At 58.5% G+C, this 15,139-nt stretch carries 14 protein-coding genes; 8 read left to right on the top strand and 6 right to left on the bottom strand.

All coding sequences use genetic code 11. The annotated features are described in order from the left end of the window. The first annotated feature begins 357 nt into the window (after nt 1-357). Entirely contained in the window at nt 358-1,098 is a 741-nt protein-coding gene (gene ompR, locus CXF97_RS05280; protein WP_039756430.1) for a two-component system response regulator OmpR, read from the top strand. A 114-nt stretch (nt 1,099-1,212) separates the two neighbouring features. Then, nucleotides 1,213-2,526, top strand: coding sequence for an ATP-binding protein (locus CXF97_RS05275; RefSeq protein WP_101156869.1), 1,314 nt, complete (start codon nt 1,213-1,215; stop codon nt 2,524-2,526). An 86-nt stretch (nt 2,527-2,612) separates the two neighbouring features. Here CXF97_RS05275 and rimK read toward each other — a convergent pair whose 3' ends face one another. The 3 genes from rimK to CXF97_RS05260 are packed head-to-tail and all read right to left on the bottom strand — an operon-like array spanning nt 2,613 to nt 4,790. Next, nucleotides 2,613-3,518: a 30S ribosomal protein S6--L-glutamate ligase gene (gene rimK / locus CXF97_RS05270; RefSeq protein WP_024011184.1), complete on the bottom strand. Its 906-nt coding sequence runs from the start codon at nt 3,516-3,518 to the stop codon at nt 2,613-2,615. Beyond that, on the bottom strand, nt 3,515-3,976 hold the full coding sequence (locus CXF97_RS05265) for an ATP-dependent zinc protease (RefSeq protein ID WP_172667902.1): 462 nt from the start codon (nt 3,974-3,976) through the stop codon (nt 3,515-3,517). Before CXF97_RS05265 ends, rimK begins: the two co-directional genes overlap by 4 nt. A gap of 34 nt (nt 3,977-4,010) precedes the next feature. Continuing rightward, nucleotides 4,011-4,790, bottom strand: coding sequence for an EAL domain-containing protein (locus tag CXF97_RS05260; protein ID WP_101156867.1), 780 nt, complete (start codon nt 4,788-4,790; stop codon nt 4,011-4,013). Between the two features lie 116 nt (nt 4,791-4,906). Between CXF97_RS05260 and CXF97_RS05255 the strand changes: the two genes are divergently transcribed. Further along, entirely contained in the window at nt 4,907-5,311 is a 405-nt protein-coding gene (locus tag CXF97_RS05255) for an RNA-binding S4 domain-containing protein (RefSeq protein ID WP_101156865.1), read from the top strand. Nucleotides 5,312-5,399: 88 nt separating this feature from the next. Here CXF97_RS05255 and CXF97_RS05250 read toward each other — a convergent pair whose 3' ends face one another. After that, on the bottom strand, nt 5,400-6,200 hold the full coding sequence (locus CXF97_RS05250; RefSeq protein WP_101156863.1) for a phosphatase PAP2 family protein: 801 nt from the start codon (nt 6,198-6,200) through the stop codon (nt 5,400-5,402). Nucleotides 6,201-6,307: 107 nt separating this feature from the next. On the opposite strand from CXF97_RS05250, the gene hslO reads away from it, so the two are divergent. Both hslO and CXF97_RS05240 read left to right on the top strand, forming a co-directional pair. Continuing rightward, nucleotides 6,308-7,210: an Hsp33 family molecular chaperone HslO gene (gene hslO / locus CXF97_RS05245; RefSeq protein ID WP_101156861.1), complete on the top strand. Its 903-nt coding sequence runs from the start codon at nt 6,308-6,310 to the stop codon at nt 7,208-7,210. Between the two features lie 181 nt (nt 7,211-7,391). Beyond that, the gene (locus tag CXF97_RS05240; protein WP_101156859.1) at nt 7,392-8,933 is read left to right on the top strand and encodes a phosphoenolpyruvate carboxykinase; all 1,542 of its coding nucleotides are present in this window, start codon (nt 7,392-7,394) and stop codon (nt 8,931-8,933) included. Between the two features lie 199 nt (nt 8,934-9,132). Here the strand turns inward: CXF97_RS05240 and CXF97_RS05235 are convergent, their stop codons facing one another. Beyond that, nucleotides 9,133-10,275, bottom strand: a complete 1,143-nt coding sequence (locus tag CXF97_RS05235; RefSeq protein WP_101156856.1) for a hypothetical protein — start codon at nt 10,273-10,275, stop codon at nt 9,133-9,135. Between the two features lie 304 nt (nt 10,276-10,579). On the opposite strand from CXF97_RS05235, the gene CXF97_RS05230 reads away from it, so the two are divergent. The 3 genes from CXF97_RS05230 to CXF97_RS05220 all read left to right on the top strand — a co-directional run bounded on the left by CXF97_RS05230 (nt 10,580) and on the right by CXF97_RS05220 (nt 14,386). After that, nucleotides 10,580-12,550 (top strand): ATP-dependent DNA helicase RecQ, encoded by a 1,971-nt coding sequence (locus CXF97_RS05230; protein ID WP_101156854.1) that lies wholly within the window; start codon nt 10,580-10,582, stop codon nt 12,548-12,550. Between the two features lie 89 nt (nt 12,551-12,639). Next, nucleotides 12,640-13,866 (top strand): 3-hydroxyacyl-CoA dehydrogenase, encoded by a 1,227-nt coding sequence (locus CXF97_RS05225; protein ID WP_101156852.1) that lies wholly within the window; start codon nt 12,640-12,642, stop codon nt 13,864-13,866. Nucleotides 13,867-13,966: 100 nt separating this feature from the next. Continuing rightward, nucleotides 13,967-14,386 carry a thioesterase family protein gene (locus tag CXF97_RS05220; RefSeq protein WP_101156851.1) on the top strand — a complete coding sequence of 140 codons (420 nt, stop codon included), beginning with the start codon at nt 13,967-13,969 and terminating at the stop codon, nt 14,384-14,386. Between the two features lie 54 nt (nt 14,387-14,440). Here CXF97_RS05220 and CXF97_RS05215 read toward each other — a convergent pair whose 3' ends face one another. After that, a complete protein-coding gene (locus CXF97_RS05215; protein WP_016772172.1) occupies nt 14,441-14,926 on the bottom strand; it encodes a glycine zipper domain-containing protein in 486 nt (161 codons plus the stop codon). Between the last annotated feature and the right edge of the window lie 213 nt (nt 14,927-15,139).

The following is a 15,139-nucleotide window of genomic DNA, read 5'->3' as shown; positions in this document are numbered from 1 at the left end:
AACCACCTGACATAGTATGAAAAGCAGGCTCGCAGGCACGCAGATAAAGGCCTGGAGGCTGATTGAGCGGCTGGAAAATTGCCGCTGCCTGGATCAAGAGGCTGCCCATTGACCCGTGAAATCGAACAGTTGCTGCACAGGGCCTGAAAAAATACCGGCCACTTACGGTAACGATTCAGACGTTGCCTGGCGCAAAACGCCGCGCATTATAACCAGCGTTCTGTCATTCGGGGGCGTTGCAGGCTGTAGGCATAAACCCCGGTTTTCTGGCAGTGAAGGAAAAATCTGCTAACAATGCACACGGTGCGTATAACGGCAGCTACGCCATAATGCGCGCCGAGCTAAAAGGAGCATCCAATGAGCAGCACTGCACAAACTGCTGAAGGCGAAAAAATTCTCATCGTTGACGACGATCCGGGGCTGAGCAGCCTGCTGGAACGCTTCTTCGTCAGCAAGGGCTATCGCGCCCGTACCGTTCCGAACACCGAGCAGATGGACCGTCTGCTGGCGCGTGAAGTGTTCAATCTGGTCGTTCTCGACCTGATGCTGCCGGGCGAAGACGGCCTTACCGCTTGCCGCCGCCTGCGTGGGGCGAACAACCAGATTCCGATCATCATGCTCACCGCCAAGGGCGATGAGCTGAGCCGTATCAAGGGGCTTGAACTGGGGGCCGACGATTACCTGGCCAAGCCGTTCAATCCCGACGAGCTGATGGCGCGTGTCAAAGCCGTATTGCGCCGTCAGGCCGCACCGGTGCCGGGCGCACCGGGCAGCGAAGACGAAAATGTCACCTTCGGTGATTACGTATTGTCGCTGGCCACCCGCGAGCTCAAGCGCGGCGATGAGGTGCACATGCTCACCACCGGTGAGTTCGCTGTACTCAAGGCGCTGGTAATGAACGCACGTCAGCCGCTGACCCGCGACAAGCTGATGAACCTCGCCCGTGGTCGTGAATGGGATGCGCTGGAGCGTTCCATCGACGTGCAGATCTCGCGTCTGCGTCGGATGATCGAACCCGATCCGTCGAAGCCGCGCTACATCCAGACCGTCTGGGGTGTGGGTTACGTGTTCGTTCCGGATGGCACCGCCACCAAGTGATCGGTGATTTGTAGGAGCGGGTCTGCAAGGCTCTGGTCGCACGGCCATGGCCACAGACTCGCAATCTGCAATATGCGAGCATTGCTCGCTCCTGCAAGTGTGTAGCGGTTAAAGATGAAAACCCCCGTCTGGTTCCCCCAAAGTTTTTTCTCTCGCACCCTTTGGCTGGTGCTGATCGTCGTGCTGTTTTCCAAGGCGCTGACCCTGGTTTATCTGTTGATGAACGAGGACGTGCTGGTGGATCGCCAATACAGCCACGGCGTCGCCCTGACGCTGCGCGCCTATTGGGCCGCCGATGAAGAAAACCGTGCAAAGATTGCCGATGCCGCAACCCTGATCCGTGTGGTCGGCGCCGGCGTGCCGGAAGGCGAACAGCACTGGCCGTACAGCGAAATCTATCAGCGCCAGATGCAGGCGGAGCTGGGGGCCGACACCGAAGTGCGTTTGCGCATGCACTCACCACCGGCGCTGTGGGTGCGCGCGCCAAGCCTGGGCGATGGCTGGCTGAAGGTGCCGCTTTACCCGCATCCGCTGCGTGGCCAGAAAATCTGGAACGTGCTCGGCTGGTTCCTCGCCATCGGCCTGTTGTCGACAGCGTCGGCGTGGATTTTCGTCAGCCAGCTCAACCAGCCGTTGAAGCGTCTGGTATATGCCGCACGGCAGCTCGGTCAGGGCCGCAGCGTGCGCCTGCCGATCAGCGACACGCCCAGCGAAATGACCGAGGTTTACCGCGCCTTCAACCAGATGGCCGAAGACGTCGAGCAGGCCGGACGCGAGCGCGAGTTGATGCTCGCGGGGGTGTCCCACGACTTGCGCACACCGCTGACGCGCTTGCGCCTGGCGCTGGAATTGATGGGGGCTCACACCGATCTGACTGACGACATGGTTCGCGACATCGAAGACATGGACGCGATTCTCGACCAGTTCCTCGCGTTCATTCGCGATGGTCGAGACGAGTCGGTGGAAGAAGTCGACCTCAGCGATCTTGTGCGCGAAGTCGCCGCGCCGTACAACCAGAGCGAAGAGAAAGTGCGCCTGCGTCTGGAACCGATCCAGCCATTCCCGCTGCGTCGCGTGTCGATGAAGCGCCTGCTCAACAACCTGATTGGCAACGCCTTGAATCATGCCGGTAGTGGCGTCGAAGTGGCGGCGTACGTGTCGGGGGATACCAGCGCTCCGTATGTGGTGCTGAGCGTGATGGACCGTGGCGCCGGGATTGATCCGTCCGAGCTTGAGGCGATTTTCAACCCGTTCACCCGGGGCGATCGGGCTCGGGGCGGCAAAGGCACGGGGTTGGGGTTGGCGATCGTCAAGCGAATTGCGGCGATGCATGGCGGCAATGTCGAGTTGCGCAATCGGTCCGGAGGCGGGCTTGAAGCGCGGGTGAGATTGCCGCTTGGGTTGATGTTGCCTAGAGATGCCGTGTAACGGCTGAAAAAAGATCGCAGCCTGCGGCAGCGCCTACAGGAAACGCATTCCCATGTAGGCGCTGCCGAAGGCTGCGATCTTTTGCTTTACCCCTTGCCTTTGGTGCGGGTCATATTCGGCCCGCCATTTTTTTCCAGATGTTCGATGATGATCCCGGCCACGTTCTTGCCGGTGGTGGTCTCGATCCCTTCCAGGCCCGGCGATGAATTCACTTCCATCACCAATGGGCCGTGGTTCGAACGCAGGATATCCACACCCGCCACTGCCAGGCCCATGACCTTTGCAGCGCGTAACGCGGTCATGCGTTCTTCCGGGGTGATCTTGATCAGGCTGGCGCTGCCCCCACGGTGCAGGTTGGAGCGAAATTCGCCTGGTTTGGCCTGGCGCTTCATCGCCGCGATCACCTTGTCGCCCACCACGAAGCAACGGATATCTGCACCGCCGGCTTCCTTGATGTATTCCTGAACCATGATGTTCTGCTTCAGGCCCATGAACGCTTCGATCACCGACTCGGCCGCCGTCGCGGTTTCGCACAGCACTACGCCGATGCCCTGAGTACCTTCGAGCACCTTGATCACCAAAGGTGCGCCGTTGACCATGGCAATCAGGTCGGGAATATCGTCCGGCGAGTGAGCAAAACCGGTGACCGGCAAACCGATTCCGCGCCGCGACAGCAGCTGCAGCGAACGCAATTTGTCCCGCGAGCGGGCAATGGCCACCGATTCGTTGAGCGGGAATACGCCCATCATTTCGAACTGACGCAACACCGCGCAGCCGTAGAACGTTACCGACGCGCCGATCCGCGGGATCACCGCGTCGAAACCTTCCAGTGGTTTGCCGCGGTAGTGGATCTGCGGCTTGTGGCTGGCAATGTTCATGTAGGCGCGCAAGGTGTCGATCACCACCATTTCATGCCCGCGCTCGATTCCGGCTTCGACCAGACGGCGGGTGGAATACAGACGCGGATTACGCGACAGCACAGCGATCTTCATGCAACACCTGTGGAGGAGGTAGATACCGGGAACACCGGCTTGTCTTGTACATACTTGATGCCCGGATTGACCACCAACTGGCCATCGATCAGGGCTTTGGAACCGAGCAACAGGCGATAACGCATCGACTTGCGGCAGGCCAGGGTGAACTCCACCGGCCAGACCCGATCACCCAGCGCCAGCGTGGTGCTTATCACGTAGCGCACCTGCGCATGGCCGTTGGAGCTTTTGATGGTTTTGCGCGTGACCAGCGGAGCTTCGCAGCGCCGGTGACGTAACTGCACGACCGTGCCGAGGTGCGCAGTGAAACGCACCCATTTCTCGCCGTCGCGTTCAAACGGCTCGATGTCGGTAGCGTGCAGGCTGGAGGTGCTGGCGCCGGTGTCGATTTTTGCGCGCAGGCCCGCCACTCCCAGGCCCGGGAGCGCCACCCACTCGCGCAGACCGACAACGGTCAAATGATCAAATGTCTTCAAAGAAAAAAACCAAGGGTTAACGCTTCCAGGCCTTGTCCGGCACCTGGGCCAACGCTTTGAATGCAGGTTTGGCGAACCAGTAGCCCTGCATCAGAAATATTCCACAGTCTGCGAGAAAATCCCGTTCCCCGGCGCTTTCTATGCCTTCGGCAATGACTGTAACGTCCAACTCCGCACACATTGTGACAATCCCCCGCACAATCACCTGACGGACGCGGTCTTGATCGACGTCACGGATCAGCGCCATGTCGAGTTTGATCAGATCCGGTTGGAAATCTGCCAGCAGATTGAGCCCCGAATAACCGGCACCGAAATCGTCGATGGCGGTCTTGAAGCCGAATTCGCGGTATTCACGCAGAATATTGGTCAAATGGCGATAATTATCTACGTGCTCGATTTCCAGGGTTTCGAAAATCAGTCGGTCGATCGGAAAGTCGTGTTTTCGCGCGGCCTCCAGCGTGCTGCGAATGCATAGCTCTGGACGGTAGACGGCGTTGGGCAAAAAGTTGATCGACAAGTGTGTCTGCATATTAAGGCTCGCCGCGCCTTCGATGGCGCGAGTCCGGCAGAGCTGGTCGAAACGGTAGCGGTTGTCTTCTGTAACCTGATTTAACACGGACAACGCGCCTTCACCGGCCACGCCTCGCACCAGCGCTTCGTGGGCGAACACCGATTGGTCACGCAGGTCGACGATCGGCTGGTAGGCAAAGGAAAAATCGAAGTTCAGCGGCTCGCTCTGCTGGCAGCCCTGGCAACCGCCGTTGGGCGAGGTCAAAGAAGTTGGAAATTTAGTCACGCGGTCACTCCAGGCCGGTCAGGCGGCGAAGATCACAGTCTATCTGGAGGGCCGAGTTCTTGCGCCCGACAGAAACGGTAGTACAGTTCCGACTACTGGCTGAGCGAGGAATTCATATGGGACAGAAGCAGGAAGAGGACGACAAGGTCCGTCTTGATAAATGGCTATGGGCGGCGCGGTTCTATAAAACCCGTGCCTTGGCCAAAGCAGCAATTGAAAGTGGCAAGGTGCATTGTCGTGGCGAGCGGTGCAAACCTGGCAAGGAGCCACGCATTGGTGATGAGTTCGAGATTCGCGCCGGTTTCGAAGTTCGTACCGTGAGGGTCGAGGCCTTGTCCATCGTGCGTCGTGGCGCACCCGAAGCGCAGACTTTGTATGCCGAGACCGAGGCGAGTATTGCCAAGCGTGAAGCGGCCGCGGCCATGCGCAAGGCCGGGTCATTGGGCGTGAGCACCGACGGCAAGCCGAGCAAGAAACAGCGGCGTGATCTGTTCAGGTTTCGCGGCAGCAATGACGAATAAAAAGATCGCAGCCTACGGCAGCTCCTACAGTTGAATGCGATCCTGTGCAGGAGTTGCCGAAGCTGCGATCTTTTCGAAACGTCACCATTTACCGGGCGGAAATGACGCTCATCCGCGACACCATCGGCAGCTTGCCCAGCAGCGCGAAAACCGGCGCGGTGAGCTTCAACCAGAAGTTCGCCGCGTGATGGGCAAATGGCGTGTAGTAACCCCAGCCCAGCGCCCATACCGCCAGCAGCACGCCCCCAATGTAGTCGTCCTGGCCCCAATGCGCCCCGGCGACCAGGCGCGGCATCATGAACAGCACGGCCAGGCCCCAGACCGTCAGAAACTGCCCGACCGTGCGGCTGAAGACGCCCATGAACAGTGCCCAGATCAACAGCACCGACGCGTGATCACCGGGAAAGCTCTGCCCCGAGCGGTCCTTCAGCTCCCAGGTTTTCTCCAGGTGGGGAAAGTAATCGCTGATGTGCACGGCGCCCTCAAGCACCATCGATGGACTGCTGTGCTGCCAGCCCATGTGATCGGCGAATTTGGAAAACAGCGCGCGGATCACCACCATCAATAGAAGAATCGAGAAAAAACCGAAGAATGCGCGGCGCACGTCGATCGCCCTGAAGATCCAGTCGCCCTTGATCAGCAGCGTCAGAAGAATGAGTCCGACGACGATGTCGAACGGGCGCAGACTTGCAATTGCCCAGATGTGGAGCCATATCGGGTTGCTGGCCAGCGGTGTGTTGAGCGAGCGGAACAGCCACTCGTCGAAAATCACACACAGCATCTGGCCCGTAGGCCATAACCAGAAAGCCAGTAGCGCCAACGGCACTACGTTACACAGAACCAGCCGGCCGAGGTTCCACCTTGATTGGAACAAACCCGGATTGTTCATAAAATGCCTCCCATGGCGAAAAAGCGCCGGCACCAAAAAAAGTGCCAGCAAGCGCAAATTTTCACGTTTTGTAACCATTTTGTCATCACATTCAGATACCCAGACCTATGACCGACCTAGCGGATACCGATTTCACACAGCGCTTCATCTTCGATGACAGCGATACTCGCGGCGAACTGGTAGCGCTGGAGCGCAGCTATGCCGAAGTCCTTGCCAAACACCCGTACCCGGAGCCGGTCGCGCAGTTGCTCGGCGAACTGATGGCGGCCGCTTCCTTGCTGGTCGGCACGCTCAAGTTCGATGGCTTGCTGATCTTGCAGGCGCGTTCGGAAGGGCCGATTCCGCTGCTGATGATCGAATGCTCCAGCGAGCGCGAAATTCGCGGCCTGGCGCGCTATAACGCCGAAGAGATCGCGGCGGACGCCACACTCGGCGACCTGATGCCGAACGGTGTTCTGGCGCTCACTATCGACCCGACTGTTGGCCAGCGTTATCAGGGGATTGTCGACCTTGACGGCGAAACCCTGTCCGATTGCTTCACCAACTACTTCGTCATGTCGCAGCAAGTCGGCACGCGCTTCAAGCTGTTCGCCGACGGTCGTCGTGCACGCGGCATGTTGCTGCAACAACTCCCCGCCGATCGCTTGAAAGACGAAGAAGATCGCGCCGCCAGCTGGCAGCACCTCACCGCGCTGGCCAGCACTCTGGGCGCCGATGAACTGCTCAGTCTGGACAACGAAACCGTCCTGCACCGGCTCTATCACGAAGAGCAGGTGCGCCTGTTTGATGTCCAGCATTTGCGCTTCAACTGCAGCTGCTCGCGGGAACGCTCCGGCAATGCGCTGGTCAGTCTTGGGCTGGAAGATGCGCTGGCGCTGGCAGCCGAGCAGGGTGGCAAAGTCGAAATCGATTGCCAGTTCTGCAATCAGCAGTACCTGTTCGACGCGGCTGATATCGCTCAGTTGTTCGCTGGCGCGGGCGTCGATACGCCGTCAGATACCCGTCACTAAAACGGTTCAGCGCAGGTAAATTCACTGCGCAATGACGGAATATCGCCGTTACGACGGGAGGACCCTACTCTTTTTGGGCTTTTCTGGCATAATCCGGCCCACTTTTTTCGCGGTAGTAGTGCACGACTTTCTACTACAAAACGTTTGGAGCACACTCGGCCACTGGCCGACGGGGAACCTCATGACGCAAGCCAATAACGCCGTGTACACCGATCTGAGTGTTGATGATCTGGTAAAAGAAGCCCTGAATCGCGGTGAAGGCGAGCTTGCCGATACCGGCGCTCTGGTTGTTCGCACCGGTCACCGCACCGGTCGTTCGCCAGTCGACCGTTTCATCGTTGAAGAGCCTTCCACTCAGGCCGCTATCGCCTGGGGCCCGATCAACCGCAAGTTCCCGGCCGACAAGTTCGATGCCCTGTGGGCTCGCGTCGAGGCCTTCAACAACGCGCAAGAGCATTTCGTTTCCCACGTGCATGTAGGCGCGGCGGAAGATCACTACCTGGCCGTGAAAATGACCACGCAGACTGCCTGGCAGAACCTGTTCGGTCGTTGCCTGTTCATCAATCCGGCCCAGTACAACCCGGCTGGCCGTGAAGAATGGCAGGTGCTCAACGTCGCCAACTTCGAGTGCGTGCCCGAGCGTGACGGCACCAACTCCGACGGCTGCGTGATCATCAACTTCGCGCAGAAGAAAGTGCTGATCGCCGGCATGCGTTACGCCGGTGAGATGAAGAAAGCCATGTTCTCGGTGCAGAACTTCCTGCTGCCGGCCGCTGACGTGCTGCCAATGCACTGCGCTGCCAACATCGGCGAAGAAGGCGACGTGACCCTGTTCTTCGGTCTGTCGGGCACCGGTAAAACCACCCTGTCGGCCGACGAAAGCCGTTACCTGATCGGTGACGACGAGCACGGCTGGGGCGAAGGCGTTGTCTTCAACATCGAAGGTGGTTGCTATGCCAAGTGCATCGACCTCTCCGAGAAGAACGAGCCGGTCATCTGGAAAGCCATCAAGCACGGCGCGGTGCTGGAAAACGTCGTCATCGACGACGCCAAGCACGCCGACTATGCCGATGTCAGCCTGACCCAGAACAGCCGCGCCGCATATCCGCTGGAGCACGTTGCCAAGCGTTCCGAGAAGAACCTTGGTGGCGAGCCAAACGCGGTGATCTTCCTGACCTGCGACCTGACCGGCGTGCTGCCGCCAGTGTCGATCCTCAACGAAGAGCAAGCGGCCTACCACTTCCTGTCCGGCTACACCGCGCTGGTGGGCTCGACTGAAATGGGTTCGGGCAGCGGCATCAAGTCGACTTTCTCCACCTGCTTCGGCGCACCATTCTTCCCGCGTCCGGCTGGCGAATATGCAGAACTGCTGATCAAGCGCATCCGCGGTTTCGGCTCCAAGGTCTACCTGGTCAATACCGGCTGGACTGGCGGCGGCTACGGCGTTGGCCAGCGCTTCAACATCCCGACCACCCGCGCAGTGATTGCCGCGATTCAGAGCGGCGCACTGATCGGTGCTGCCACCGAACACCTCGACACCATCAACCTCGACGTGCCACTGGCCGTTCCGGGCGTCGACACCAACCTGCTCAACCCGCGCAATACCTGGGCTGACAAGGCGGCGTACGACGAGGCAGCGAAAGCACTGGCCGGTCTGTTCATCGAGAACTTCAAGAAGTTCGAAGTGAGCGACGCGATCAAGGCGGCTGGGCCGAAGTTGTAAATATTGGTTTGCGATGATTGAAAAAACCGCCCTTTGGGGCGGTTTTTTTTATTCTCGATCTTGACCCGTAATGCCTTCACATGAAATTCGCGGGATGGAGCTTCGCCCCACCGGGATCGGGATGGCAGACAGGGCATCGCGCAGAGCCGGAACGGGACGAACTGTTTGCCGGACGTTGCTACCGATTTTTCAACGATTTTCAACGCAGATGCCCGTAACTGGAGATGTCCAGCAGGCTAGTGGTCAGTCCGGTTGCCGGCCGGTAGATCGTGCCTTTCACTGCCGAGAACGGCACGCCTTTGCTGCCGAGCGAAACATAGCGCTCGCCTTGATCCAGTTCGGTGAAATAAGTGTAGGACTGGCTGGGCATTTTCTTGTAACGCGCTTCGTCGCTGACGATGGCGCCGGTGAGGCGCAGCAGGTCGGCATCGCTCAGGTTGAGGGTTTTGGCAAGTGACACGCCCCAGCGCTTGAGGGAGGTTTCTGCCAGATGGCGAACGATGCGTCCTGGCTCGATCAGAGCGTTGAGGTCGCTGCTGCTGCTTGGCTCGCCCCCAAGCGATGTGGCGTTGCCCGCGAGGGTGGCGTGGCGACCGGCCATTGGATAGATCGAAGTCCTGGTGCCGGTGGCGGTTTGCGGGATCACGCAGCTGAAACCTTTTGAGCGTTCGTCGCGGGCATAGAACGCGATGTATTCCTTGACGTTGGATTGAAGTTTTATCCGGTTTTCCTGAAAGTTACCGATTCCCGGAACTGGATCGATCGCAAAGATGTTCACCGGAACATGTTTGAGGGCCGCGTCCTGGAACATTGCATTGGCGAGCATATGGCAACTGATACCGCCCCGGCTCCAGCCGACAAGATTGACTGTGGTTGGAATAACACCGTCCTTGCGGAAAGTCTTGATGATTTGTTCCTGCAATTTCTGTTGGGTGATGCTGCGATCGCCATAGTTGTAATTGCGCCATAACCAGGAGCCTTCAACTTTTACATCTTCAATAGGAATGCCTGCGGCTTTGAGGCGGTTATATTCTGCTTCGGTCAGTTGTTTACGCTGCCAGTCACATTTGCCTTTGATGATATTTACGGCGTGTTGCACGTTTTCCTCCCATCCCTTACCAAACAGGGTGCCGGTCAGGCCGTATTCAGACGTCTTGGTGAACAGGTCATCGGCTTGCAGATTGCCGCTGCCAGGGCCATCGACGACAATCCACTCGGCAAATTCACGTCCGTTGTGGTGAGCAGCAAGCGTGGAGACGATTTCGCCATCCCAGAAGTTTTTATGGTGTTGGTCAAATTTGTTAGAGCCGGTGCCGCAAAAAAATATGCTTAAGATCGTCATTGTGTTGCCCTCTTATTATTTGGGAGAGCAAGTAATTTAGTTTGGGTGAGCTGAGCAGATAAAGTTTTTCGTTGTATCGATTCTTGTCGTTTTAATAAGCTGGTTTGTAATGTTTTGTCTGTCTTGGAAGTTTGTTGTGGTTGGTTTTTAAACTGTCATGGAGGCTTTTATCTGGCTTACGATCCCTTGGGTGCGCTTGATCCGCTGTATTATTCCGTATCGTTTTGACCTGCAACCTTTTCTCGACTCGCTGCAATCGCCCGCTAGGCTTTGGGCAAGGCAGCAGTCAAAGGAGTGACAGCAAATGCACAACACCCTGGAACAGGTTTTTGGTTACCCACAGTTCCGGCCCGGTCAGGAGGCCGCCATCAGCGCGGTGCTAGCGGGGCGTTCGGCGGCGGCGATCTTTCCTACCGGCTCCGGCAAATCGCTTTGCTACCAACTGCCGGCGCTTCTGTTGCCGCACCTGACACTGGTGGTCTCGCCGTTGCTGGCGTTGATGCAGGATCAACTGGCGTTTCTCAAACGCCACGGCATCTCGGCAGGGAGCATCGATTCGGCACAGAGCCGTGAGGATGCCAACGACGTAATGGCCCGTGCGCGTTCGGGTGAATTGAAAATTCTGATGATTTCCGTCGAGCGTCTGAAAAACGAGCGCTTCCGCAACTTCCTGCAGCAGGTGTCGATCTCGTTATTAGTGATCGACGAGGCGCACTGCATTTCCGAATGGGGCCATAATTTTCGCCCCGATTACCTGAAACTGCCGGACTACCAACGTCAGTTCAACATTGCGCAGGCCCTGTTGCTTACCGCCACGGCCACACCAAAGGTCATCGCCGACATGCAGGCCAGATTCGCCATCGCACCGGGCGATGTGGTGACCACCGGTTTCTATCGTTCCAACCTCAACCTGCTGGTCGAGCCTGTGCGCGGTCAGGACAAACGTCGGCGTCTGGTCGAATGGATGGCCGCACGTCCCGGGCAACCGAGCATTGTCTATGTCACGTTGCAGAAGACCGCCGAACACATTGCCGAACACCTTCAACGCAACGGAACGCAGGCCGAGGCTTACCACGCAGGCTTGCCCCACGATCAGCGTGAAGGCATACAGCATCGCTTCATGGTCGGTCAGTCCAACTGCATCGTTGCCACCATCGCCTTCGGGATGGGCATCGACAAGAGCGACATCCGCAACGTGGTGCATTTCGATCTGCCCAAATCCATCGAAAACTACAGTCAGGAAATCGGCCGTGCCGGGCGCGACGGGCAGCCCTCCGATTGCCTGGTATTGGCCAACCGCGACAGCCTCAATGTGCTGGAGAATTTCGTTTATGGCGATACGCCTGAGCGCGCTGGGATTCGTCATGTGCTCGATGAACTCAAAGCCTCAGTGCCGGAGGGGCAGTGGGAATTTTTGCTCGGGCCACTGGCCGATCAGAGCAATATTCGTTCGTTGCCGTTGAAGACGTTGCTGGTGCAGCTGGAACTGCGGGGTCTGATCGCGCCGCGTTACGCCTATTACGCCGAATACCGCTTCAAATATCTGCTTGAGCCTGAAGCACTGCTCCAGCGCTTCGAGGGCGAGCGAAGGGATTTCGTGGCGGCGATCATCCAGACATCAACTCGCGCACGTACCTGGGCCACGGTGGATTTCGAGGCGATGTACTCGCAGTATTCCGCCGAGCGCAATCGAGTGGTGACAGCGCTGGACTATTTTCAGGAAAAGGGCTGGGTCGAGCTTGAAAGCAAGCAGATGACCGAGGTGTACAGCCTGCTGCACAGCGATTTTGACAGCGATGCCCTGAGCGCTGAACTGCACGGGTATTTCACTCGGCACGAACTGACGGAGGTGGCGCGGATTCACGCCATGCTCGAGGTGTTCGCCACTGAGCGCTGCCTGGGTTATCGCCTGGCGGAATATTTCGGCGATCTCAATGCTCCTGAGCGTTGTGGCCATTGCTCGGTGTGTCACGGCCAGACCGCACGATTGCCTGAGCCGCCAGCATTGCCTCCGCTTGTGGATAAAAACTTCGCGCAGCTGTGTGGGGAATTTATCCACAGGCATGAGCAACACACAGGCAGCTTCCCCACGGCCGAACGGCTGACGCGGTTCCTGTGCGGTATCAGCGTGCCGTTGTTCACCAGGCTCAAGGCTCGCGCGATACCAGGATATGCGGCACTGGAAGAGTACCGCTACGCTGAGGTCCGCGAGTGGGCGGACTACCATTTGCTCGATCAGGCGCGCAATTCTGGGCGAGCTGGATCCATCTGCTGAATATCGATCATCACGCTAATAAACTTCAAAAACCGCTGTTGCCTGACTAAGGTTGGAAGCTGTCTCAGGGCCACTTACAAGAGAACAACATGAGCCAGACATCCTTTGATATCCAGCAGGCTGCCGTGATCGGCGCGGGCACCATGGGCCGTGGCATTGTCATGTGCCTGGCCAATGCCGGCGTGAGCGTGCAGTGGGTCGATAACAACCCGCAGATGCTTGAGCAAGCTCTGACAACGGTCGCCGACACTTATGCACACAGCGTGCGTCAGGGCCGCATCGATCAGGCCGAGGCGGATGCGCGAATGGCTCGCGTATCAGCGGCGGCGGATTACGCGGCGATTCGCAATGTCGACCTGGTGATCGAAGCGGTGTACGAAAACCTTGAGCTGAAGCAGAAGATCTTTCGCGAACTGGATGGCCTGCTCAAGCCCGAGGCACTGCTGGCGAGCAACACCTCGGCGCTGGATATCGACGCCATTGCCGCCGCAACCCGGCGCCCGGCACAGGTCCTGGGCCTGCATTTCTTCAGCCCTGCGCACATTATGAAACTGCTGGAGATCGTGCGCGGTGCGCAGACCTCGCCAGCAGCGCTGGAGGCAGCGCTGGCGCTCGGCAAGCGCATGGGCAAGGTCAGCGTGGTGTCGGGCAACTGTCACGGTTTTATCGGCAACCGCATGCTGCATCCGTATGTACTCGAAGCACGCAAGATGCTCCTCGAAGGCGCTTATCCACAGCAGGTGGATGCTGCGCTGCAAGGCTTCGGTTTCGCCATGGGGCCGTTTCGCATGTACGACGTGGTCGGCATCGATCTGGAGTGGCGTGCTCGGGAGCTCGCTGGCAAAGGTCAGGATGCGCCGCAGTTGCAGATCGATAACCGACTGTGCGAGATGGGGCGGTTCGGGCAGAAGTCCGGCAACGGTTACTACCATTACGAACCAGGCAGTCGCCAGGCCGAGCATGATCCCGAGGTGGATGCGCTGGTGCTACGGGTCAGCGAAGAGCTGGGATTTCAGCGTCGCGACATCGGCCCGGGCGAAATTCTTGAGCGCTGTCTGCTGGCGCTGGTCAACGAAGGTGCGAAGATTCTGCAGGAAGGCATTGCCGGCTCGGCCCATGACATCGATCTGGTGTACTTGAATGGCTATGGTTTTCCAGTGCAGAAGGGCGGGCCGATGGCTTGGGCGGATCAGCAGGGACTGGCGGATATTCATCAGCGCTTGCTGGCGCTGGAGGCGCGTCAGGGCGATCAATGGAAACCGGCGCGGCTGATTGGCGAGCTGGCGGCGCAGGGGAAGGGGTTTGCAGATCGTTAATTTGACAGGCTGTGCAGGCGCCTTTGCGGGCAGGCCCATTCCTACAGGTAAAGGGTCGTCCTCACGGTCAAATCCATTCTAGAAAATGCGAGAGTCCTGCATGAATCAACGCTCCGACTACCCCCACTTCCAGCCGATCACTACACGCTGGCACGACAATGACGCCTACGGTCATATCAACAATGTTACCTACTACAGCTTCTTCGATACGGCGGTGAACACGTATCTGATTCAGGTCGGGGGCCTGGATATTCATGACGGCGAAGTGGTGGGATTCGTGGTCAGTTCGGCCTGCGATTACTTCGCGTCCATCGCTTTCCCCGATCTGATCGAGATCGGGCTGCGGGTCGGCAAGCTTGGCAACAGTTCGGTGCAATACGAACTCGCGGTGTTCAAGGTCGGCGAAAACGAGGCGTGTGCGGCGGGGCGGTTCGTGCATGTATTCGTGGATCGGGCGAGCAATCAGCCGGTGCCGATTCCTGCCGGTTTGCGCGGGGCGCTGGAGAGGCTGGTCATCTAGACGCGAAAAAAAATCGCAGCCCAAAGGGCCGCGATTTTCGTTCAAGCCTTCGCCTTAGTGGTGGCGATAGTACTTGTGATGCTTACGATGGCCGTAGGCATGGCCGCGACCTGGATGACCACGGTCGCGGTAGTAGCGACGGTCATCATGGCCCCGGTCGTAGCGACGATCATCGTCGTCACTCTTGTTGCCCATGTAGTTACCCAGCGCGCCACCTGCACCGCCACCAGCGGCAGAGCCGATCAGGCTGCCGGTGGTGCCACCGAGGCTGCGACCAACCACGTTACCGCCGGCTGCACCCAATGCACCGCCGATGGCTGCTTCGCCACGGCTGCGCTTGTCTGCGCCGACTGCGCTACCACCCGCGCCGCCCAAGGCTGCGCCGATGGTGGAACCTGTATTGCCGCCTAACGACTGACCGACGACCGAGCCAAGAACCCCGCCCAATGCGCCGCCCACACCTGCTTCGGTGGTGCCTCCGGCAGAAGCGAAGCCACTGACCAGGCCAAGGGACAACAAGAGAATCGAGGAGAACTTCATAGAGGATGAGCCTCAAAGGGATGACGGCGCCGATCCTGAGGCTCTGCAATGGGCGTGACAATCAAAATCCGACGAATAACACGACTTGTATACAAGATTGCAAGTTACTGTTTTTTCACCGGAACTTAACCGATTTTCGCCGGTCTTTAACTACTTCGGACAGGCCGTTTTTATGCAAAAACGGCCTTTTTTGTGGGCGGTCGAAAAGCAGAA

Source organism: Pseudomonas sp. Choline-02u-1, assembly GCF_002836515.1.
In the GTDB taxonomy this organism is placed as follows: Bacteria; Pseudomonadota; Gammaproteobacteria; order Pseudomonadales; family Pseudomonadaceae; genus Aquipseudomonas.
The sequence above is the reverse complement of the archived record's forward strand: the minus strand, read 5'-3'. Positions and strand labels throughout refer to the sequence as shown.